Here is a 21,300-nt window from a genome sequence, read left to right on the forward strand (position 1 = left end):
GCCCCAGGCCCGCCCCTTTCCCGGAACCAGGGGGCTGCGCCCCCTGGCACCCCCGCCCTGCATTGCCGCTGCGCGGCTCGTCCTCAAACGCCGGACGGGCTGAATCGTCGCGCTGCGCGCTCGTCCTCAAACGCCGGACGGGCTTGATGGCGCCAGGCTGTCGCGTGTTTCCCGTGCCAACAGGTCCACGTACCTCCTCGTCCACGACTCGATCGTCTCGCGGTCCCACACGTCGCCGGAGAACTCCACATAGCCCGCCAGCAGGTCGCCGCTGGGGATCAGGCCCAGGCTGAACTCGACGCGGGCGGCGGGGATGGGGATGTCCTCCACGGCGGTGGTGAGGCCGGGCAGGGTGATCTCCGTGTCCAGGGAGTTCTGGTACTGGAACGCCAGCGGCACCCGGTCGGGGATCTCCGCGCCCACCCGCTCGGCGAGTTCCGGCACGAGGTCGCGCAGCGGGGACACGTGCTCGATGGCCGACGCGGAGGAGCGGGCCACCTGGTCCACGAGCGCGGTGAACGACTCGGCGCGGTCGCCGCGCACCCGCAGCGTGAAGTTGGAGACGGTGGCGGCGACCAGCGACTCGAAGGCGCGCAGCTCCCGGTTGGCGTACGCGACGGCGAGCAGGACGTCCCGCTCGCCCGACAGGTCGCCGACCAGCTTCCCGAGGGCGGCGGCGGTCACCGCGTACGGCGTGGTGCGGCGCAGCCGGGCCAGCGCCTCCACGTCCGCCCGCACGGCCGCCGGAATCGTGAACACCACCACGTCGCCCTCGCCGCTCAGGTCCTGCGGGCGCGGCCGGTCCACCGGCAGCACCGGCCCGAAGAAGGCGCCGTCCAGCTCGCGCGCCCAGTAGTCGAGCAGCGGCCCCCGCGGCTTGGCGTGCTCGCGCTGCCAGTGGGCGTACGCGCGGGGCTGCGGCACGTCCTCGGACAGGCCGTGCGGCTCCCCGGTGGCCGCGGCCCGGTACAGGGCGGCCAGCTCGCGCAGCAGCAGGCTCACCGACCAGCCGTCGCACACCGCGTGGTGCAGCACGAGCATCAGCACCCAGCGGTCGTCGGCGGTGCGCAACAGGCGCCAGCACGGGGCGAGTTCACCATCCAGGCGGAAGGGGGTGCTCGCGTCCCCGGCCGTGATGCGCGCCGCCTTAGCCGCGGCCCGCTCGGGCGAGCCGCACCGCTCCCGCAGGTCCTCCACCGGCAGGTCCACCGGGCGCGGGTCCAGCGGCTCCTGCCACCACGCGTCGTCCTCGTGCGTGAAGCGGGTGCGCAGCGCCTCGTGCCGGGCGACCAGGCCGGACACGGCCGTGCGCAGCGCGGGCACGTCCAGGTCGCCGGTGAGGGTCAGGCGCATCGCCACGTTGAAGATCTCCGGCCGGGGGTGGGTGCCGTGCCGGGTGAGGAACATGGACTGCTGCTTCGTCGCGGGCGCCCGGCCCGCCGCCGTCGCCACCGCCTCCGGGCGCCGCCCCGTCCCCTGGTGGGCCTCCAGAAAGGCCGCCATCGCGCGCAGCGTCGGCTCCTGGTAGAGGTGGGCGACGGGGTAGTCGACGCCGAACTCCTCGCGTACGGCGTTGGCGAGCCGGATGGCCGTGATCGAGTGGCCGCCGAGGTCGTAGAACGACACGTCGGCGCCGAGCGCGTCCGCGGCGGTGTCGAACTCCTCGGCCCACAGCCGCCGCAGCCGCTCCTCGACGTCGACCGGGGCCGCCTTGGCAGGGGCGGACGCGGGTGCCCCGTCGGCGCGGCCGTCGCCGTCACCAGGGACGCGTCCGGCAGCGCCGAGCGGTCCACCTTGCCGTTGGTGGACAGCGGCAGCCGGGGCAGCACCGCCCAGGCGTGCGGCACCAGGTGGTCCGGCAGCCGCGCGGCCAGGGCCCGGGTCAGCGCCCGCGCGAACTCCCGCTCGTCCGACGGGGCCTGGGCGGGGACGACGTACGCGGCGAGGTAGGCGTCGCCGCGGCGGTCCCGGCGGCCGAGGGCCACGGCCGCGCGGACCTCCGGCAGCGCGGTGAGGGCGCGCGTGACCTCCTCGGGCTCGACCCTGAAGCCCCGTATCTTCACCTGGTCGTCGGCCCGGCCGTGGAACTCCAGGGCCCCGTCCGCCGTCCGGGACACCCGGTCGCCGGTGCGGTACCAGCGGGTGCCGTCGCCCTCGGGTCCGGCGACGAACCGCTCCGCCGTCAGGTCGGGGCGCCCCAGGTAGCCGAGGGCCACACCGGGCCCCGCCACATACAGCTCGCCCACCTCGCCGACCCCGGCCTCGGCGCCCGCGGCCGTCAGGACGCGCAGCGCGACGTTGTCCACGGGGCGCCCGATCGGGATCGGGGCCGCCTCGCCGTCGCGCTCCGGCGCCACGGTCGCGGCCGTGCACAGGACCGTCGTCTCCGTGGGCCCGTACACGTTCACCGTCTCGTAGGGCACGCCGGGGCGCGGCCGGGTGCGCAGCACGTCGCCGCCGAGCAGCAGGTGCCGCAGCGGCGGCTGCTGCTCGCCGGGCAGCGCGAGGACCGCCTCGCCCAGGGCCGTCGGCAGGATCGAGAAGGTGATCCGGTGCTCGCGGTACCAGCGGGCCAGCGCCGCCGGGTCGCGGCGCACGTCAGCGTCGCGGCCGTCGCGGGCCTCGTCGGCCACGACGACCGTGGCGCCCGCCGCTAGGGCGGGCCAGACCTCCAGGAGCGCCGCGTCGAAGCCCTGGCTGCACACGGCGGCGGCGCGGTCGTCTGCCGAGAAGCCGAAGCGCTCGTGGTGCCACTGGCACAGGTCCACGACCGACCGGTGCGCGATCGCCACGCCCTTCGGGGTGCCGGTGCTGCCGGAGGTGTAGATCACGGCGCACAGCGACGACGGGGAGTTCGGGCGCGGCGCCGTACCCGGCCGGTCCGGGACCTCGGCGTCGACGCCGAGGACGGTCACGCCGTCCGGCACCGCCAGGGCGCCCCCGGCCGCACCGGTCACCAGGACGCGCGCCCCGCACTGCCCGAGCACCGCCTCGCCCCGGGCCCGGCCGAGGCCGGGGTCCAACGGCACATAGCCGAGGCCCGCCTTGAGGGCCGCGAGCATGGCCACGATCAGGTCGGTGCCGCGGGGCAGCCAGAGGGCCACGGGCGCGTCGTCGGCGCCGCCGTCACGCGTGCCGTCGTGGGTGCCGTCGTGGGCGCTTCCGTGGGCGCGCAGGGCGCGGGAGAGGCGTTCGGCCCGCTCGTCCAGCTCCCGGTAGGACAGGGTCGTAGCACCGCACTCCACGGCGGTCCGGTCCGGGGCGCTGACCGCCCACCGCGAGACCAGCGCGTCGACGGTGCTGCGCGAGCGCTCCTTCACCGGGCCGCGCCGCCAGCCCTCCGGTGCGGACGCGTCGGCGGCCGGGTGCCCCACGGCCTCGGCGAGCACGTCCCGCAGCGTCCCGAAGAGCGCGTCCACCGTCGCCTCGTCGAACAGGTCGGTGTTGTACTCCAGATGGCAGCGGACACCGTCCGGCTGGTCGGTGAAGTACACGCAGAGGTCCGTCAGGGCCTTGTCGGGCCCCGAGTCGAGCGGTGTCGCGCGCACCCCCGGCAGGTCGAAGCGGAACGGGTCGCCGGTCTCGAACTCGGCGAGCGTCTGGAAGACCGGCGTGCGGTCCAGGGAGCGCGGCGGCGCCAGCTCCCGCACCACCGCCTCGAACGGCACGTCGGCGTGGTCGTAGGCGTCCAGGGCCACCTCGCGCACCTGGTCCAGCAGCGCCGCGAAGTCCGGGGGCCCGGACGGCCCCGACAGGTCCAGGCGCAGCGCGAGGGTGTTCACGAACAGGCCGATCACGTCCTCGTAGCCGCGCGGCCGGTCGGACATCGGGGTGCCGATGACCAGGTCGTCCTGCCCGGTGACCCGGTGCAGGGCGGTCGCGTACCCGGCGAGCAGGGTCATGAACAGGGTGCCGCGCCGCTCCCGGCTGAACGCCCGCAGCCGCTCGGAGAGTTCGCGCCCCAGGGTGCGGAACAGGGCGCGCCCGTTCGAGGTCATCACGGCGGGCCTGGGCCGGTCGGTGGGCAGCGCGAGGACGGGCAGCTCGCCGTCGAGGGCCTTCGTCCAGTACGCCAGGTCGGCCGCCGCCTTGTCGCCGTCGAGGGCGGCGAGCTGGGCGCGGGCGTGGTCGGCGTAGGAGCGGGGCAGCGGCGGCAGCTCGGCGCGGGTGCCGGTGGTGCGGGCGCGGTAGCACGCGGACACGTCGCGGGCGAGCACGGCGGCCGACGCCGCGTCCATCACGATGTGGTGCAGGGACAGCACGAGCACGTGCCGCTCGGCCCCGAGCCGCACCAGGCGCGCCACGAACAGCGGCCCCCGCGCGAGGTCGAAGCGGCGCTCGCTGCCCTCCTTCAGGGCGGCGGCCACCGGATCGCCGCCGCCCGGGGCCGCGTCGACGACGGCGAAGTCCGCGGCGCCCGGCGCCAGCGTGAACTGCCGGGGCCCGCCGCCCACTTCGCGGAAGACGGTGCGCAGCATCGGATGCCGTGCGACGAGGTCGTCCAGGGCGCCGCGCAGGGCCGCCACGTCGAGGGGCCCGTCGAGCGCGACGGCCTTCGTCTCGTTGTAGGCGGTGCGGCCGGGCAGCATCCGCTCCAGGAACCAGATGCGCTCCTGGCCGGGGGACAGGGGCGCGCCGCGGTCGGCCTCGGCGACGGGCGCGGGCTCCCGGGCGGGCGTGGGCTCGTGGACGGGTGCGGGCTCCCGGAAGGGCGCGGGCTCCCGGGCGGGCGCGGGCTCGCTGACCGGCGTCGTGTCCGCCAGCGGCGTCCGCGCGGACCCGGCGCGGCCCGGCCGGTAGTCGCGCCGCAGCGCCTCCAGGTGCGTCAGGCCCGCCCGCAGCGCGTCCGGCGGCACCCCGAAGTCGACGAGCGCCAGGACCTCGTCGGCCCCGGCGGCGCCCACCGCGTCCACCACCGGCGCCACGGACTCGGGGCTGCCGATCAGCGCCCGCTGGTCGCAGTAGCGGTCGTAGGCGCGCCGGAACACCACGTCCAGGTCGTCCTCGCTCAGCGACGCCATGTCGACCTTGTGGCCCAGGCTGTTGGCGACGGTCTCGAACAGGGACAGCGAGGCCCGCATGTACCGCGCCAGCGGGTCGCGGGCCTCGGCGCGCGCCGCGTCGTGGTCGTCGGCGAGGTACGTGTGCAGCAGCACCGCCACGCGGCCCGCGTCCGGGTCCAGGCCGTGCCGGGCGCGCTCGCGGCGGTAGCGGTCGACGTTCTCCGCCAGCTGCTCGACGGTCTGCGCCATCAGGTTGGTGACGATGCCCAGGTCGTGCCGGGCGGCCAGCTCGTACGACGCGGGGTTGCCGACGACGGCCGTGTACATCGGCGGCGCGGCCTGCACGGGCCGGGGAAGAGCCGGATGTCGCGCTCGGTGCCCTCACCGGTCCTGCGCCGCACCGCCTCGCCGCGCCACAGCGCCCGTACCTGCGCCAACTGCTCGTACATGGCCTCCTTGTGGGGGCCGAACCGCTCGGGGAAGAAGACGAAGTCGTTGGCGTTCCAGCCGCTGGCGCAGCCGATGCCGACGCGGCCGCCGGAGAGGTTGTCGACCATCGACCACTCCTCGGCGACCCGGATCGGGTCGTGCAGCGGCAGCACCACGGAGCCCGCGTTGAGCCGGATGCGCTCCGTCTCGCGCGCCAGCGCCGCCGTCAGCACGGCCGGGTTGGGGAAGAGGCCGCCGAAGGAGTGGAAGTGCCGCTCGGGCACCCACAGCGAGGAGAAGCCGTGGCGGTCGGCGAACCGGGCGGTCTCCAGGAGCAGGTCGTACTTGCCCGGGTCCCCGGCCGCGTCGTCGTCCTGCGGGTAGTCGCCGAAGAAGTACACGCCGAAGTCCGGGGCGCGGACCGGGCGCGGGGTCTCGGCGGCCTCCGCGCGGGGCGTGGCGACCGCCGCCGGGCGGGCGGGGGAGACGGCGGCGCCGTTCAAGGGGATGGGTTGCGGCAGCGCGGGCTCGGCCCTGGCCGCGGCTTCGGTCTTGGCTTCGGTGCGCGCGGCGGCGGGCCGCGCCGCCTTCGCGGGCCGCGCCGGGTCCCGGAAGAACCCGGCGTCCCGCAGCTCCCGCAGCGATCCGCGCACGGCGTCCGCGACGAACGCGCAGTCGTCGTCGGAGTGCGCGGTCGACAGGAAGAAGTTGCGCCACTCCCACACGAGCACGCCGCGCAGCATCAGGTGGTGGTAGAGCAGCTCCATGTCCGCGCGGTGGTCGAAGCGGAACATGGAACCGAAGTGGCTCATCCGCAGGGCGAACCCCTCGTCCTCGAAGAACGCGTTGAGGTCGGCGGCGAGCGCGTCGGTGCGCGCGTTCAGCCGCTCCTGGAGGCGGGGGCTGTGCTCCTTCAGATGGGTCAGCACGGCGCGGGCCGCGACCATCGACACCGGGTGCTGGATGTACGTACCGCCGAAAAAGGTGGTGTCGGCCCGCGGGTAGCTGTCGTCCCCGTACCGCCAGAAGCCGCCGTCGACGCCGTCGAGGATGTCGGCGCGGCCCGCGATGGCGCCGATGGGGAAGCCGCCGCCGAGGAGCTTGCCGTAGGTGGCGAGGTCGGGGGTGACGCCGTACAGCTCCTGCGCGCCGCGCGGCGCGGGGCGGAAGCCGGTGAGCATCTCGTCGAAGAACAGGACGATGCCGTGGCGCCGCGTCAGCTCGCGCAGCCTGCGCACGAACGCGGCGGGGCGCAGCGACGGATGGCGGCTCTGCACCGGCTCCACCACGACCGCCGCGATGTCGGCGGCCTGCCGCTCGATGACCGCGAGGCTCTCCTCGCTGCCGTAGGGCAGCACCAGGAGGTCGGCGACGGCGCCCGCCGGGATGCCCGCGGACATCGGCACCGTGGCGGAGCCGTCGCGGCCGGGGGAGCGGCCGAGGACGTTGTCGGCGTGGCCGTGGTAGGCGCCCTCGAAGGTGACGATGCGGCGGCGGCCGGTGGCGGCGCGGGCGAGGCGGATCGCGGCGGAGTTCGCCTCGGTGCCGGAGTTCGCGAAGGCGACCCGCTCCATGCCGGTCAGCTCCGCGAGCAGCTCGGCGGCCTCGCCGGTCTCCACGGTGCGCGGGCCGAGCTGGATGCCGCGCGACAGGTGCTCGCGCACCGCCTGGGTGACGAAGTCCGGCTCGTGCCCGAAGAGCAGCACCCCGAAGCCCATGGTGATGTCGACATAGCGGTTGCCGTCGACGTCCTCGAGCCAGGAGCCCCGCGCCCGCCGCCCCGCGATCGGGTACAGCATCTCCTTGGTGCCGCTGCGGAAGCCGACCGCGGCCCGGCTGTCGGCGAGGACCCGCCGGTAGCGCTGGGCGATCTCCTTGGACGTCGGCGTCTTCGCGGTGTAGCGGGCCACCAGGTCGTCCAGGTGGGCCCGCTGGGAGGCGGGGGCGCCGCCGCGGACCATGCCGGAGGTGCGGGGCACGGTCATGCGGGGACCGTGCTGGGTGACCTTGGCCGGGGGAGCGTCTGCCCCGGCGGGCTGTTCGCCGTCCGCGGGTGCGTGGGGGCTGGGCGCGCCGTTCCCCGCGCCCCTTCGGGTCGCGTCTGCCTGGGTGGGTGGTGCGCCGTCTGCGGGTTCGTTGGGGCTGGTCGCGCCGTTCCCGCGCCCCTTTGGGGCGCGTCCAACTGGTCGGCTATGCGGCGCGAGAGGGCCGCCATCGCGGCCAGGTCCTCGTCTATGCCCGCGGTGACCTCGCCGAGTCCGGTCATGGGGCCACCGTCCCGTTGACGGCGGGCGCCCGCGTGGCGAGCAGTTCGGACAGCTGCCCCATGAGCTGGAGCTGCATCCGCGACAGCTCCCGGATCTGCCGGGCCAGTTCGGCGACCTCCTCGCGCGTGGCGTACGCGGAGGGCTCCACCGGAGCCGCGGCGGGCCGGGGCTCGGGCACCACGGGGGCGACCGGCGCGACCGGCTCGGGCGCGGGCGGGGCTTCGTACGCGACCGGCGCCGGGGCTTCGTACGCGGGCTCCGCCGGGGCCGGTGCGGACTCGGTGCCCGGACGCTCGGCGGCGGCCGCCTTGCGGACGATGGTCCGCGCCAGCTCCCGCGCCGTGCCCGCCTCCTCGAACAGCTCCCGCATCGACACCTTCACGCGGTGCTCGTCCTCCAGCTCGCGCAGCGCGCCGATCATCTGGAGCGAGTCCGCGCCGAGGTCGAAGAAGGAAGCGTCGGGGGCTATCTCGCTCGTGTCGTAGCTGAGGTGTTCCGCGATCACCTTGATGACGTGCCGGAGAACCCGGTCGACCGCCGCTGCCTCGTCCTGTGCCACGTCCGTCCCATCCCTTGCCGGTTCCGCCGTCCGGAGAAGGTGGTTCTCCGGACCTGTCCAGTAGTGCCTGTGCTGGAATCGATAGCCGGGCAGCGGGATCCTCCGCCCCGCCCGGCCCATGAAGGTCCGCCAGTCGACGGGCGCCCCCGCCCGGTGCAGGCCCGCCGCCGCGCCCCACAGCGGAGCCAGGCCCGCGCCGCGCCGCAGCGTCGGGTGCGCCGGGAGCGCGGGCAGGCGGCGCCGGGCGAGCCCGCTGAGCGTCGCCTGCGGGCCGATCTCCACCAGGGAGCCGACGCCGAACTCGCCTGCCCTGGCGCCGAGTTCGTCGAGTACGCCGGTGAAGCGCACCGGCTCGCGCGCCTGCCGGGCGACGTAGTCGGCGTCGAGCCGCCAGCCGGGAGCCCGGGTCGCCCCGTCCAGGCCGCTCACGAACGGCACGCCGGTCGCCGTCGACGGCAGCCGTCCGGCGTGCTCGCGCAGCGCGTCGAGCACCGGCTCCATCAGCGCCGTGTGGAACGCGTGCCGCACCGGCAGCGCCCGCACCTTCAGGCCGCGTCCCGCGAGCAGCTCCGTCAGCTTCGCCACGGCGTCCGCGGGGCCCGCCAGGACCTGCTGGTCGGCCGCGTTGGACGCGGCCAGCTCCACGCCCGGCACCTCGGCGTCCAGCTCCCGCGCCTGCTCCTGCGTCGCCCGCACGGCGGCCATCGCGCCCGGGGCGCAGTGCCGGTCCATCAGGCGGCCGCGCTCGGCGGTCAGGGCCAGCCCGTCCTCCAGGGACAGCGCCCCGGCCGCGTACAGGGCGGCGTACTCGCCGACGCTGTGCCCGGCCACCGCGCCCGGCGTGACGCCCGCCTCGCGCCACAGCTCCACCAGCGCGCACTGCACGGCGAACAGCCCCGGCTGCGCCAGCGCGGTGGGCCACACCTCGTCCGCGTCGGCGGCCCCCGCCTCCAGCAGCCACGGCAGCAGCCGGTCATCGCCGGTGAGGGCGCGGTGCTGGCGGGCGCAGGCGTCCACGACGTCGCGTACGACGGGGAAGCGGTCGTACAGGGGCCGCGCCATGCCCCGGAACGCGCTGCCCTGCCCGGTGAAGAGGAAGGCGGCGCCCGGGGGGCCCGTCTCCTCGGTCGGCTCCCCGTCGGCCAGCCAGGTGTCCAGGGCGTCCGTGAGCGCCGCCACGCTGGCGCCGCGCAGCGCGATCCGGTGGCGGCCGTGCGCGCGCCCGACGGCCGCCGTGGTGACCAGGTCGCCCAGGTGGGTGCCGGGGCGCTCGCGCAGGTGGTCGCGCAGGGCGCGGGCGTTGGCGGCGAGCGCCGCCCCGGTGTGCCCGGACACCAGCAGGACGTCCGGGGGCGGCGGGGCGTCGGCGGGCCGGGGCGTGGGCTCGGGCGCCTGCTCCAGGACGACGTGCACGTTGGTGCCGCCGACGCCGAACGAGCTGACCCCGGCCCGGCGCGGGGTGTCCCCCTCGGGCCAGGGGCGCGCCGAGTCGGGCACGTAGAACGGGCCGGACGCCAGGTCGAGCGCCGGGTTGGGCCGTTCGAAGCCCGCCATGGGCGGGATGACGCCGTGCCGCAGCACGAGCAGCGCCTTGATCAGGCTCGCCAGGCCCGAACACACGTCGAGGTGGCCGATGTTGGCCTTCACCGAGCCGAGGGCGCAGTAGCCGCGCCGCTCGCTGTCCGCGCGGAACGCGGCGGTGGCCCCGGCCAGCTCGATGGGGTCGCCCTTGAAGGTGCCGGTGCCGTGCGCCTCCAGGTAGCCGACGGTGTCCGCGGAGACGCCCGCGCGGTCCAGGGCGCGCCGGATGGCCTGGCGCTGGCCGTCGGCGCTGGGCGCGGTGTAGGTGCGCTTGCCCGCGCCGTCGTTGTTGACGCCCCAGCCGCGCAGCACGCCGTGGATGTGGTCGCCGTCCGCGAGGGCCCGGTCGAGGCGCTTGAGTACGACGGCCGCGACGCCGGTGCCGCCGACCGTGCCGTCGGCGGCGGCGTCGAAGGGCCGGATGCGCCCGGACTTGGAGAGGATGGAGCCCTTCACGTAGTCGTAGCCGACCACCTGCGGCACGTGCACGGCGGTGGCCCCGGCGACGGCGAGGGAGCACTCGCCGTGCGCGACGGCCTGTGCGGCGAGCTGCACGGCCGTCAGGGAGCTGGAGCAGGCGGTCTGCACGTTGAGCGCGGGCCCGGTCAGGCCCAGGCGGTAGGCGACGCGGGTCGCCGAGAAGTCGGTGAAGCCGCCGATGGACACCTGGAGGGCGCTGGCCCAGTCCGTGGCGAAGTCGGTGTGCAGGACGTTGTTCTGGAGGTACGTCTGGAGGCAGTACAGGTGGTAGCCGGTGCTGGCGTAGACGCCGACGTCCTGCCCGCCGCCCGGGGAGTCCGCGCGGCTCGCGTACCCGGCGTCCTCCAGGGCGTGGTAGACGCACTCCAGGAACAGCCGCTGCTGCGGGTCGGTGAGCTGGGCCTCGCGGGCGCTCATCCCGAAGAAGGCCGCGTCGAAGCCCGTGATGCCGTCGAGCACGCCGCTCGCCCCGAGGAAACCGGGCGCCCGGCGCCGCTCCTCGGGGTAGCCCGCGGCGGCCAGTTCGGCGTCGGTGAAGCGGCGGATGCGGCAGGCTCCGGTGCGGATGGTGTCCCAGAACTCCTCCGGGGTGTCCGCGCCGGGCAGCCGGAAGGACAGGCCGACGACGGCGACGGCGGCGCTGGGGACGGCGGTCATCGGCTCTCCTGGGCGGTGGGGGAGGCGGACGGGGGCGGCGGCTCGTCAGCCGGAGCGGAGGCGGAACCGGAGGCGGAGGCGGAACCGGATACGGAAGCCGGGTCCGCGTCCGGCGCGGCGGCGGGCGTCTCGGCGGGCGCGGGCGGCCCGGCGCCCGGAGCGCCCCGGGCCTGCCGCACCATCACCACGAGCAGTGCCGCGCACAGCGCGATGGCGAGGCCGTGCAGCATCCCCGTGACCTGGAGCGGACTGAACACGTCCAGAAGCGCGCCGCTCACCAGCATCCCAAGGCCGAACCCGGTGTTCTCGGCCGACGCGGAGAGCCCGAAGAGACGGCCGCGCTGCTCGTCGGGCGCCGCCTGGAGGCGGGAGACGTACGCGATCTCGGTGAGCCCGTCCGCCATGCCCGCCACCAGCGCGGCCACGACGGCCAGCGGCGTCGGCAGGCCCGTGAACACCACGATGAACGCGGCCGACATCACCATCGACCCGATCGCGAACGCCCGCTCGCCGGGCCCGTGCCGCCCCTTGCGCCCGCTCCACCGGGAGCACGCCTGCTGCGCCAGGATGTTGCCGATCGCCCAGGTCGCCCAGAACTGGCTGACGAACGTCGCCGGATGGTCCGGGTCGAGGTCGTGCGAGTACACCGGCAGGGCGACGTTGTGCGACGAGGAGCCGAGGCCGTCGACGGCCCGGACCAGGATCATCACGGCGAGCACGGGCGTGGCGCGCAGCAGCACCAGGGAGGCGGCGCGGGCGCGCGCGGCGGCCTTGGACGGCCCCGTGGCACCGGCCTCCGCCGTCTCCTGCGCCGGGGGTTCCGTCTCGGCCCGCGTACGGATCGGCAGCGAGAACAGCACGCTCGCGGAGACCACGAACGTCGCGGCGTCCAGGGCGAGCGCGGCGGTGTAGCCGAGCTGCGCGACGACCACGCCCGCCGAGGCGAAACCGGTGATCATCGCGAGTGAACGCCCGGTCGCGAGCAGCGCGTTGGCCCGCGTCCGCAGATCGGGGCCGACGATCTCGGGGACGCTGCTGCGCAGGGCCACGCTGGAGAGCGTCGAGCAGGAGCCGGTCACCACCGCCAGGGCGTACAGCAGGCCCACGCGCGCGCCGTCGGGCGCGACCAGGAGCGCCACCAGGGCCAGGCACTGGGTGAGGTCGGCGCCGACCATCAGCCTCTTGCGGTCGTAGGCCGTCACCAGGCGCCCGCTGACCACCCCGGAGACGACGCTGACGAGCAGTCGTACGGCCATGAAGAGCCCGGCGGCGAGCGCGCTGTCGGTCTCCTGGTAGATGAAGACGTTCAGCGCCACCATGTTCAGGTAACTGCCGTACGCCGAGACGCCGTTGCCCACGACCAGCAGTCGAAAGTGCCGCAAGGGCTCCCCCTGTGTCCACGGATGAGTCCACGGATCCCGCACTCTTCCCCGGAAAGCACACCGATCGGGTGGTCCGGAGGAGGACGTGTTCACCCTCACGTGCTTCCAAGGCGACCTACAGTCACTGAAATTGGTGACTTGACATGTCCCGGCGAATGGCATAGCCGACTTCGCGCGGGCCCGAACTGCCACCTTGTCTCTCGCTCTGACCGTGGTTAGATCCAAAGGTCGGTCGCGGCAGCCGTGGAGTTGAGGGTCCTGTGCGGAGAACAGACACCACCAGACAGTCCCGAGCGGACCCTCAGGACGAACGCCCGGCCCTGTCGCCGAGGGAGCGGCAGGTCCTCGCCCATATCGCGGCCGGGCTCTCCCACAAGCAGATCGCCCGGCGCCTCGGCATCAGCGTGCACACCGTCGGTACGTATCTGCGTCGCATCCGCGACAAGCGCACGGCCCCCACGGTCGCCGACCTCATCCAGCTCAGCGCCACCGAGGACTGCGCGCCGGGGCCGGTGCCGAGCCGGAACTGAGCGGGCCGTCCGGTCGGCGGCGGGGGTGCCGCCCCGTCGGCGGCGGGCGCCGCGAGTCGGCATTGTCGGCATCAAGGAGTCGCGAGTCGGCATTGTCGGCATTAAGGAAGCGTTAAGGACTGCCGGAATCCGGCAATGACTCGGACCGCCTTGTCATGTCAGGGTGGACATCGGACAAGGTCACGGGGTTCCCGGCAGGGACAGGGAGGGGTGCGCGCGATGGGGTGGTTTCTGGGACTCGGCATCGCGGGCCTCGTCCTGCTGGTCCTGGCGCTGCTCCTCGACGGCGTCCTCGAAGGGCTCTTCGACGGAGCCCTCGGCGGCTTCCTCGACGGGCTCCTGTCGCTGCCGGTCATCGCGGGCTTCCTGTCCGCGCTGGGCTTCGGGGGCGCGCTCGTCCTCGGCGCCACCGGGCTCGGCGTCGGGCCCGCGACCGCCCTGGGTGCCGTCCTGGGCACCGGAGCCGCCTGGCTCACCTGGCGGTTCACCCGCGCCCTGATGCGCGACCAGACCGCGCGCACGCCGCGCGGCGACGACCTGCTCGGCTCCGCCGGGTCCGTGGTCACCGCGATTCCCGCCGACGGGTACGGCGAGGTGCTGCTGCGGCTCGGGGGGCAACCGGTGAAGTACGCGGCCCGCAGTGGGGTCGCGCTGGCGCGCGGCACCGAGGTGTGGGTCGCCGGGACCTTGTCGGCCACGGCGGTTGTGGTGCGGCCTGTCGATCGGTAGGTGTCCCGGCAGGTGCCTCCTTGGGGGCGGGTGTGGGTGTGGGTGTGTGCCGGGGTGGGGTGTCCTTTTGGCTGCGGCGGCGTCGTGGCTGGGCGCGCAGTTCCCCGCGCCCCTTCGGGGCGCGCCCACGCGGCGGAGCCGCATATCGACACAGCCCCGCGCCCCTTCGGGGCGCTGCCCGTGCCCCCGCGTTCTGTTCCTCCTGTGCCGTCCTCGTGGCGGCGGAAAGAAGTCCTATGAGTGCCGTTCTCCTCTCCGTCATCGGCGGCGTCGTCCTCGTCGTGCTGCTCGCCCTCGTCGTCGTCACGCGCTACAAGGTCGCCGGGCCCAGCGAGGCCTTCATCGTCACCGGGCGGCGCGGCAAGAAGTCCACCGATCCGGCCACCGGCCGCGTCGTCACCGACAACAGCGGGCAGAAGGTCGTCGTCGGCGGCGGCGTGTTCGTGGTGCCGTTCGTGCAGCAGAAGTTCACGCTCGACCTGTCGTCGCGGCACATCCCGGTCGCGGTGCGCGGCGCGGTCACCCTGCGCGGCGTCAAGGCGCACCTCGAAGGCGTCGCCATCGTGAAGGTCGGCGGCACCGAGGACTCCATCCGCGCCGCCGCCCAGCGCTTCCTGGTCCAGCAGGACGGCATCGTCGGCTTCACGCAGGAGGTGCTCTCCGGCGCGCTGCGCTCCATCGTCGGCCGGATGTCGGTGGAGGACATCATCCGCGACCGGGCCGCGTTCGCCGGGCAGGTCGCCGAGGAGGCCGAGGCCAGCCTGTCCGGGCAGGGCCTGGTCCTGGACGCCTTCCAGATCCAGGACATCACCACCGAGGGCTCCTACCTGGAGGACCTGGGCCGCCCCGAGGCCGCCCGCGCCAAGCAGGAGGCCGACATCGCCGAGGCCGTGGCGCGCCGCGCCGCCGAGCAGGCGCGCCTGAAGGCCGAGGAGGAGATCGCGGTCGCCCAGCGGACGTTCGCGCTGAAGCAGGCCGAGATCAAGGCCGAGACGGACGAGGCCGCGGCGCGCGCCGGTGCGGCGGGCCCCCTCACCGAGGCGGCCCGGCAGCAGGAGGTCCTGTCCGAGCAGGAGAAGGTGGCGCAGCGCCAGGCCGCCCTGACCGACCGCGAACTGGACACGCAGGTCCGCAAGCCCGCCGACGCCGCCCGCTACCGGGCCGAGCAGGAGGCCGAGGCCCGGCGCATCGCCCTCGTCAAGGAGGCCGAGGCGGACGCCGAGCGGGCCCGGCTGACCGGTGAGGGCGAGAAGGCGCAGCGCGCCGCGCTCGCCGACGCGGTCCGACTGGAGGGTGAGGCCGAGGCCGCCGCGACCGCCGCGAAGGGCTCCGCCGAGGCCGAGGCCATGCGCAAGAAGGCCGACGCCTTCGCCCAGTACGGGGACGCGGCCATGCTCCAGATGCTGGTCGAGGTGCTGCCCCAGGTCGTCGCCAAGGCCGCCGAGCCGCTCGGCGCGGTCGACAAGATGACGGTGATCTCCACGGACGGCGCGAGCAAGCTGACCCGTACCGTCACCGACAACGTCGCCCAGGGCGTCGAACTCCTCGGCTCCACCACGGGCGTTGACCTGGCGGCCCTCCTGAAGCAGGTGACCGGGGGCCTGGCGGGGCTGCCGGAGGGCCCGGCTCCGGCCGCGACCACGGGCGTGCGGGTGCCTCTGGCGCCGGAAAACTAACGGCGCTAGTTTGGGTGGTCATCCGCCCGCGCGACGGCCGCCCGGGGCCCGCCGAGGGCCCCGGGGCCGCCGCGGCTACCCGCCCGCCCCGCGCCCGCCGCACACCCCGCACCACCCCAGGAGGCCCCGCATGACGACGCCCCCCGACGCCCTCGTCGCGGCGCCCCACGACGCCCTGTACATCGCGGGCGAGTGGCGCCCCGCCGCCACCGGCGACACCATCCCCGTCGTCGACCCGGCCACCGAGGAGGTCATCGCCCACGTCCCCGCGGGCACCGCCGCCGACGTGGACGCCGCCGTGCGCGCCGCCCGCGCCGCGCTCCCCGGCTGGGCCGCGACCCCGCCCGAGGACCGCGCGGCCCGCATCGCCGCGATACGCGACGGCCTCACCGCCCGCGCGGACGAGATCGCCGCGACCGTCACCGCGGAACTCGGCGCCCCGCCGAAGATCGCCGCCGCCGTCCACGCGGCCCTGCCCGCCCGGGTCGCCGCCTCCTACGCGGACCTCGCGGCGACGTACCCGTTCGTGGAGAAGGTCGGCAACTCCACCGTGTACGCCGAACCCGTCGGCGTCGTCGGCGCGATCACGCCCTGGAACTACCCGCTGCACCAGATCGTCGCGAAGGCCGCCCCCGCCCTCGCCGCGGGCTGCGCCATCGTCCTCAAACCGGCCGAGGACACGCCCCTGACGGCCCAGCTCTTCGCCGAGGTCGTCCACGATGCGGGTCTGCCGCCCGGGGTGTTCAACCTCGTCACCGGGCTCGGCCCGGTCGCCGGGCAGGCGCTCGCCGAGCACGACGGCGTGGACCTCGTCTCCTTCACCGGCTCCACCGCCGTGGGCCGACGGATCGGCGCGGTGGCGGGCGCCGCCGTCAAGCGCGTCGCGCTGGAACTCGGCGGCAAGTCCGCCAGCGTCATCCTGCCCGGCGCCGACCTCGCGAGGGCCGTCAACGTCGGCGTCGCCAACGTGATGTCCAACTCCGGCCAGACGTGCAGCGCCTGGACCCGCATGCTCGTCCACACCGACCAGTACGACGAGGCGGTGGCCCTCGCCGCGACCGCCGCCGCCAAGTACGGCGAGCGCATCGGCCCCGTCGTCAGCGCCGCCCAGCGCGACCGCGTGCGCGGCTACATCGAGCGGGGCGTCGCCGAGGGCGCCCGCCTGGTCGCGGGCGGCCCCGACGCGCCGCGCGAGCGCGGCTACTACGTCCGCCCCACCGTCTTCGCCGACGTCACCCCCGACATGACGATCGCCCAGGAGGAGATCTTCGGCCCGGTCCTCTCGATCCTGCGGTACGAGGACGAGTCCGACGCCGAGGCCATCGCCAACGGCACGGAGTACGGCCTCGCGGGCGCCGTGTGGGCCGGGAGCGACGAGGAGGCCGCCGCCTTCGCCCGCCGCCTGCACACCGGCCAGGTCGACATCAACGGCGGCGCCTTCAACCCGCTCGCCCCGTTCGGCGGCTACAAGCGCTCCGGCGTGGGCCGGGAACTGGGCACCCACGGCCTCACGGAGTACCTCCAGACCAAGTCCCTCCAGTTCTGATCCCGTTCGGCCCTGTCCCTCGATCCCCTGAGGAGTACGCCACCGTGGCACGCGTCCGCGCCGCCGTCCTGCCCGCCGTCGGCTCGCCCCTGGAAGTCACCGAGATCGACCTGCCCGAACCCGGCCCCGGGCAGGTGCGGGTGAAGCTGGCCGCCGCCGGGGTCTGCCACTCCGACCTGTCCCTCACGAACGGCACCATGCGGGTGCCCGTACCGGCCGTGCTCGGCCACGAGGGCGCGGGCACGGTGGTGTCCGTCGGCGCCGACGTCACCCACGTGGCGCCCGGCGACGGCGCCGTCCTGAACTGGGCGCCGTCCTGCGGCCGTTGCCCCGCCTGCGCGCGCGGCGAGGTGTGGCTGTGCGGCGACGCCCTCACCGGCGCGGGCACCGTCCACGCCCGGCGCGCCGACGGCGGCGACCTGTACCCCGGCCTGAACGTCGCCGCGTTCGCCGAGGAGACCGTCGTGCCGTCCGCCTGCGTACTGCCGGCCCCCGACGGGATCCCGCTCACCGACGCCGCCCTCCTCGGCTGCGCCGTCCTCACCGGGTACGGCGCCGTGCACCACTCCGCGCGGGTACGCGAGGGCGAGCGGGTCGCCGTGTACGGCGCCGGGGGCGTCGGGCTCGCCACGCTCCAGGCCGCGCGGATCGCCGGTGCGGCCCAGGTCATCGCCGTCGACGTGTCCCCGGCCAAGGAGTCCCTGGCCCGCGCGGCGGGCGCCACCGACTTCGTCCTCGCCTCCGACACCACCGCCCGCGACGTCCGCGCCCTCACCGGCGGCGAGGGCGCCGACGTGGCCGTCGAGTGCGTCGGCCGCGCCGTCACCATCCGCACGGCCTGGGAGTCCACCCGCCGCGGCGGCCGCACCACGGTCGTCGGCATCGGCGGCAAGGACCAGCAGGTCACCTTCCACGCCCTGGAACTCTTCCACTGGGGCCGCACCCTCTCCGGCTGCGTGTACGGCGACACGGACCCGGCCCGCGACCTGCCGGTCATCGCGGACCACGTACGGGCGGGCCGCCTCGACCTGGGCCTGATGGTGACGGACCGGATCGGCCTCGCGGACATCCCGGAGGCGTTCGCCAACATGGTCGCGGGCAAGGGCGGGCGGGCGCTGGTGGTGTTCTAGGCGGGGAGGCGGAGGCGGTCCAGGGGGAGGGGGGACCTGGTGGGGTGGCTGGCGGCCAGCCACCCCTCCCCGGACTGGATGATCACGCGTTCCACCAGCCCCGCGCGGAACTCCTCGTCCCAGTAAGGGACGTCGTTGACGATGTGGACGAGGTCCCAGGCGTCCACGTGCGTGAGGGCCAGGGCGATGTCGCGGTACGAGGGTGGTGTGCCGTCGCCGCGGAGCAGCCCCGTGAGAGGCCAGTCGTCCTGCTCGGGCGTCGAGGGCGCGATCCAGCACTGCTTCAGCGCCTCCCAGGTGTCGGGGCGGTCGGTGCGCTCGGCGACCGTCCGGCACAGCGTCCGAAACGTGGCGGGAGGCAGCAGGCGGTGGGCCCGCCGGAGGACGCCGTCCACCGGCGTCTGGCTGGGCTCGTTGTCGTCGGTGGTCCAGATGGCCGGGGCGAGCCGCTCCGCGAACGCCGTGAACTGCTCGTCGTCGGGGCAGTCGGAGAGCGCGAGCGCGGCGGTCTCGAAGGTGAGGAACAGCTCGCGGCCGGTCGGGATCGCCCGGAGCGCCGCGCGCACCCGCTCCGCACTCAGCGTGTGGACGCCCTCCATCAGGCCGTAGTCGGACAGCGGCAGCAGCAGGCGTTCGGCGATGACGGCCGGGCGGCCGTCGGGGCGGTCGTGGTGGGCCCTCCAGATGCTCCAGACCTCTTCGGCGAGTGCCGCGATCTCCGGCTGGGGCCCGCCGGGAAGGACCCAGTGCGTGGTGGCGAACGGAAACCCACTGGTGGCCACACCCGACCCCAGGCTGCCGCGCCGCAGATAGGCATCGACGTCATGGCAGGCCACCCCCTCCGTCAGCCAGCGCTCCTCAGCGGCTCGCCATGCCCTGAGGTCGAGGGGGCCCGAGGGGGGCCCGCCCTGCACCCGCTCCAGTACGGGCCACGGCAGGACGCGCCACGCGAAGTCGTAGTCGAGCGCGCCGAACGCCCGGGCGAGCGCGGTGAGGACCGACCGGCTGGGGCTGTCCAGCGTTTCAGCCACCAGGCGCCAGGTGTCCCAATGGGCGTGGGCGCCGACGGGGGGAGTGGCGAGGGGGCGCAGCCAGGCAGATGGGCGCAGGGCCACGGGACCGTTCAGCGGCCAACAACCCCCGAGGGAGAGGCCGTCCAGGCCGCGCTGGGTCGGCCCCAGGTGCACGAGCCGCCGAGCCGCCTCGGTCCAGGGATCGAGTCCGTCCACCTGCCGCACGCCGGACTGGATGTACAGGTGGTACGGGTCGGCCCGCCGCAGATACCGGCCGAGCTGCCCCGGTTCCATGACTGCGGGCATCGCCGCGTCCACCAGCAGCGAGGGAAGCTGAGCGGCCGACGCCTCCTCAAGAAAGCGGCGCGCCGCCTCCCCGGCCGCCTCGTTCCCCGCCTCCGCCAACTGGTTGAGCAACCGCCACAGCTGCGCGTTGGCGCGCCCCCCGTCGCCCTCCGGCCGCATCAGCCGCACCACCTCTTCAACCCGCCGCTCGTCAAACAGCTCCCAAGCCGCCGCGGCCAGCCGATCCGGCCCGTGCCGGAGATCCCGGATGGCCTCCACGCTCGGCAGCAGCAGCCGCCGATACCGCTCCTCCAACTCCGGCAGATCCGCCAGCAGGTGCACGGCGAAGTGCGCCCCTCGCCGCTCCATCGCAGCCGCCCCCGCCAGGTCCACGTCGTCCAGCTCGCGCAGCGCCACGACGATCGAGTCCCGCAGGTCCCTGCCGCCCAGGTCCTCCGCCTCGAACGCCGCGGCGGCCATGAACCGCGCCACGTCCCGCCAGGGCTCCGCCCCCACCACCGCCCGGAACCGCTCCCGCACCAGCGCCTCGTCCTTGGTGGCGGAGAGATACGCGGCGGCCAGGAACTCGGCGAGCGACTTGATCTGGAAGCCGACCACGTCGGAGTCGATGCCGACGAGCAGCACCAGCCGCTCCTTGGCGAACCGGATGAGCTGTTCGACGACCTCGTCGGACCGGTCACCGTCCCGCACCCCCACGTCGCGCACCACGTCCCCGGCGAGCGCGGCGAACTCGTCCCCGCCGATGCCCCGGGCCTCGCGGCGGGTCTCGGCGGTGAGGACGATGCGGAAGGCGGCCCGGCGGTGCAGCTCGTCGACCAGGTCCCGGTACCGTTCGAGGAACGTGCCGAGTTCGCCGCCGCGCCCCTCCTCGCGGGCGTACACGTGGTCGTAGTAGCGGACGAACAACCGGTGCCGACCCGCCGGGAGTTCGCCCGAGTCGGCGAGGATCGACACCACCAGGGCCACGTGCAGCGGAGTGTTGAGGATGTCCGGCAGGTCGGCGCGGTCACGGGCGCGCCGGAACAGGTCGAGGAGGCGCGCGCCCTCGGGGCCGTCGGGGACGAGGGCGGCCGCGTGGGCGTCGGCCTCCCGCGGGCCGAGGTCGGTAAGGGACCAGGCGGTGAACTTGTGGGGCAGCAGCTCGTCCCCGTACGCCTGGGGCCGCGAGGTGACGACGATCGCGGCGTCGGCCCGGTCCATCTGGGTCTCCTCGGCGAAGTCCACGACCTGGCCGAGGACCGCGTCGCGGTGGCGCGGGGAGACCTCGTCGTAGCCGTCGAGGAGCAGCACCGTGCGCAGGTGCCCGGCCACGGCACGGACCTCGGCCGGGGACACCTCCGCCTTCAGGAGCCGTTCGTAGCGCTGGGCGAGGAAGTGCCACACCGAGCGCCGGGCCTCCGGCGCGCCGCTCACGTACGCGGCGAACGCGTCGGCGTCGAGCCAGAAGGGGAAGCGCGCGACAGCGGGCGGTTCGATGCCGAGGCGGGCCAGCCCCCGTGCGACGCGGGCGATCTCCTCCGTCGTGCGCGGCGACAGCCGTTCGGGCTCGAAGGCGCGCAGCAGCGCGGCGCGGTGCGCCTGCGCCAGCATGCGCGCAGCCGTCGTCTTGCCCTGGCCGGGGCCGCCGGTCAGGACCGTGCGCGGCGCCGGGCCGCCCTCCGCCGCCAAGTAGTCCCGCAGGAACGGCCGGGAGGCGCCCCCGGGCCTGCCGGGGCCCTCCGAGCGCTGGGCGGACAGGTCCACGAACACGTCGGCGACGCTCCGCGGCTCGGCGCCGAGGGACGGATCGAGGAGCCGGACCGGAGCCGCCCCGCCGAACTCCCGTTGCAGCACCCGCAGGACCAGGCCTTCGGTCCGCTCGCCCGCGCGCCCGTCGCCCCTGCCCACGGTCACCGGGCCGTGGAACACCGCCCCCGGCGCGTTGAGCCCCGTGGAACCGCCGACGAAGTTGCTCACCGCCCGTCGGCCTCCGAAGCCTCCTCGCCGCCGAAGGTCATCGTGACGGGGCCGGT

General features: G+C 75.1%; 8 protein-coding genes and 1 pseudogene. 5 read left to right on the top strand and 4 right to left on the bottom strand.

Going from position 1 to position 21,300, the window contains the following annotated elements; genetic code table 11:
* Nucleotides 1-126 precede the first annotated feature (126 nt).
* The 3 genes and pseudogenes from ACOBQU_RS31005 to ACOBQU_RS31015 form a co-directional block, all read right to left on the bottom strand.
* Nucleotides 127-7,698, bottom strand: a pseudogene (locus ACOBQU_RS31005) (MupA/Atu3671 family FMN-dependent luciferase-like monooxygenase).
* A complete protein-coding gene (locus ACOBQU_RS31010; RefSeq protein ID WP_423631632.1) occupies nucleotides 7,695-10,976 on the bottom strand; it encodes a type I polyketide synthase in 3,282 nt (1,093 codons plus the stop codon). The pseudogene ACOBQU_RS31005 and the gene ACOBQU_RS31010 overlap by 4 nt, the downstream one beginning before the upstream one ends.
* Nucleotides 10,973-12,358 carry an MFS transporter gene (locus ACOBQU_RS31015; protein ID WP_423631634.1) on the bottom strand — a complete coding sequence of 462 codons (1,386 nt, stop codon included), beginning with the start codon at nucleotides 12,356-12,358 and terminating at the stop codon, nucleotides 10,973-10,975. Before ACOBQU_RS31015 ends, ACOBQU_RS31010 begins: the two co-directional genes overlap by 4 nt.
* A gap of 260 nt (nucleotides 12,359-12,618) precedes the next feature.
* Between ACOBQU_RS31015 and ACOBQU_RS31020 the strand changes: the two genes are divergently transcribed.
* The 5 genes from ACOBQU_RS31020 (at nucleotide 12,619) to ACOBQU_RS31040 (ending at nucleotide 17,969) form a co-directional block, all read left to right on the top strand.
* A complete protein-coding gene (locus ACOBQU_RS31020; RefSeq protein WP_423631636.1) occupies nucleotides 12,619-12,888 on the top strand; it encodes a response regulator transcription factor in 270 nt (89 codons plus the stop codon).
* 219 nt (nucleotides 12,889-13,107) lie between these two features.
* Entirely contained in the window at nucleotides 13,108-13,617 is a 510-nt protein-coding gene (locus tag ACOBQU_RS31025) for an NfeD family protein (RefSeq protein ID WP_423631638.1), read from the top strand.
* Between the two features lie 236 nt (nucleotides 13,618-13,853).
* The gene (locus ACOBQU_RS31030) at nucleotides 13,854-15,293 is read left to right on the top strand and encodes a flotillin family protein (RefSeq protein ID WP_423631640.1); all 1,440 of its coding nucleotides are present in this window, start codon (nucleotides 13,854-13,856) and stop codon (nucleotides 15,291-15,293) included.
* Nucleotides 15,294-15,423: 130 nt separating this feature from the next.
* Entirely contained in the window at nucleotides 15,424-16,839 is a 1,416-nt protein-coding gene (locus ACOBQU_RS31035; protein WP_423631642.1) for an aldehyde dehydrogenase family protein, read from the top strand.
* A 44-nt stretch (nucleotides 16,840-16,883) separates the two neighbouring features.
* Nucleotides 16,884-17,969 (top strand): Zn-dependent alcohol dehydrogenase, encoded by a 1,086-nt coding sequence (locus ACOBQU_RS31040; protein WP_423631643.1) that lies wholly within the window; start codon nucleotides 16,884-16,886, stop codon nucleotides 17,967-17,969.
* Here the strand turns inward: ACOBQU_RS31040 and ACOBQU_RS31045 are convergent.
* Nucleotides 17,966-21,244, bottom strand: a complete 3,279-nt coding sequence (locus tag ACOBQU_RS31045) for an NACHT domain-containing protein (protein ID WP_423631645.1) — start codon at nucleotides 21,242-21,244, stop codon at nucleotides 17,966-17,968. The genes ACOBQU_RS31040 and ACOBQU_RS31045 overlap by 4 nt on opposite strands.
* Nucleotides 21,245-21,300 lie beyond the last annotated feature (56 nt).

Source organism: Streptomyces sp. G45, from assembly GCF_049542095.1.
GTDB lineage: Bacteria > Actinomycetota > Actinomycetes > Streptomycetales > Streptomycetaceae > Streptomyces.

What these genes read in the sequence shown, in the direction of transcription:
- ACOBQU_RS31010 (WP_423631632.1), bottom strand. Translation starts at nt 10,976, where the DNA reads ATGACCGCCGTCCCCAGCGCCGCCGTCGCCGTCGTCGGCCTGTCCTTC.
- ACOBQU_RS31035 (WP_423631642.1), top strand. Translation starts at nt 15,424, where the DNA reads ATGACGACGCCCCCCGACGCCCTCGTCGCGGCGCCCCACGACGCCCTG.
- ACOBQU_RS31030 (WP_423631640.1), top strand. Translation starts at nt 13,854, where the DNA reads ATGAGTGCCGTTCTCCTCTCCGTCATCGGCGGCGTCGTCCTCGTCGTG.
- ACOBQU_RS31025 (WP_423631638.1), top strand. Translation starts at nt 13,108, where the DNA reads ATGGGGTGGTTTCTGGGACTCGGCATCGCGGGCCTCGTCCTGCTGGTC.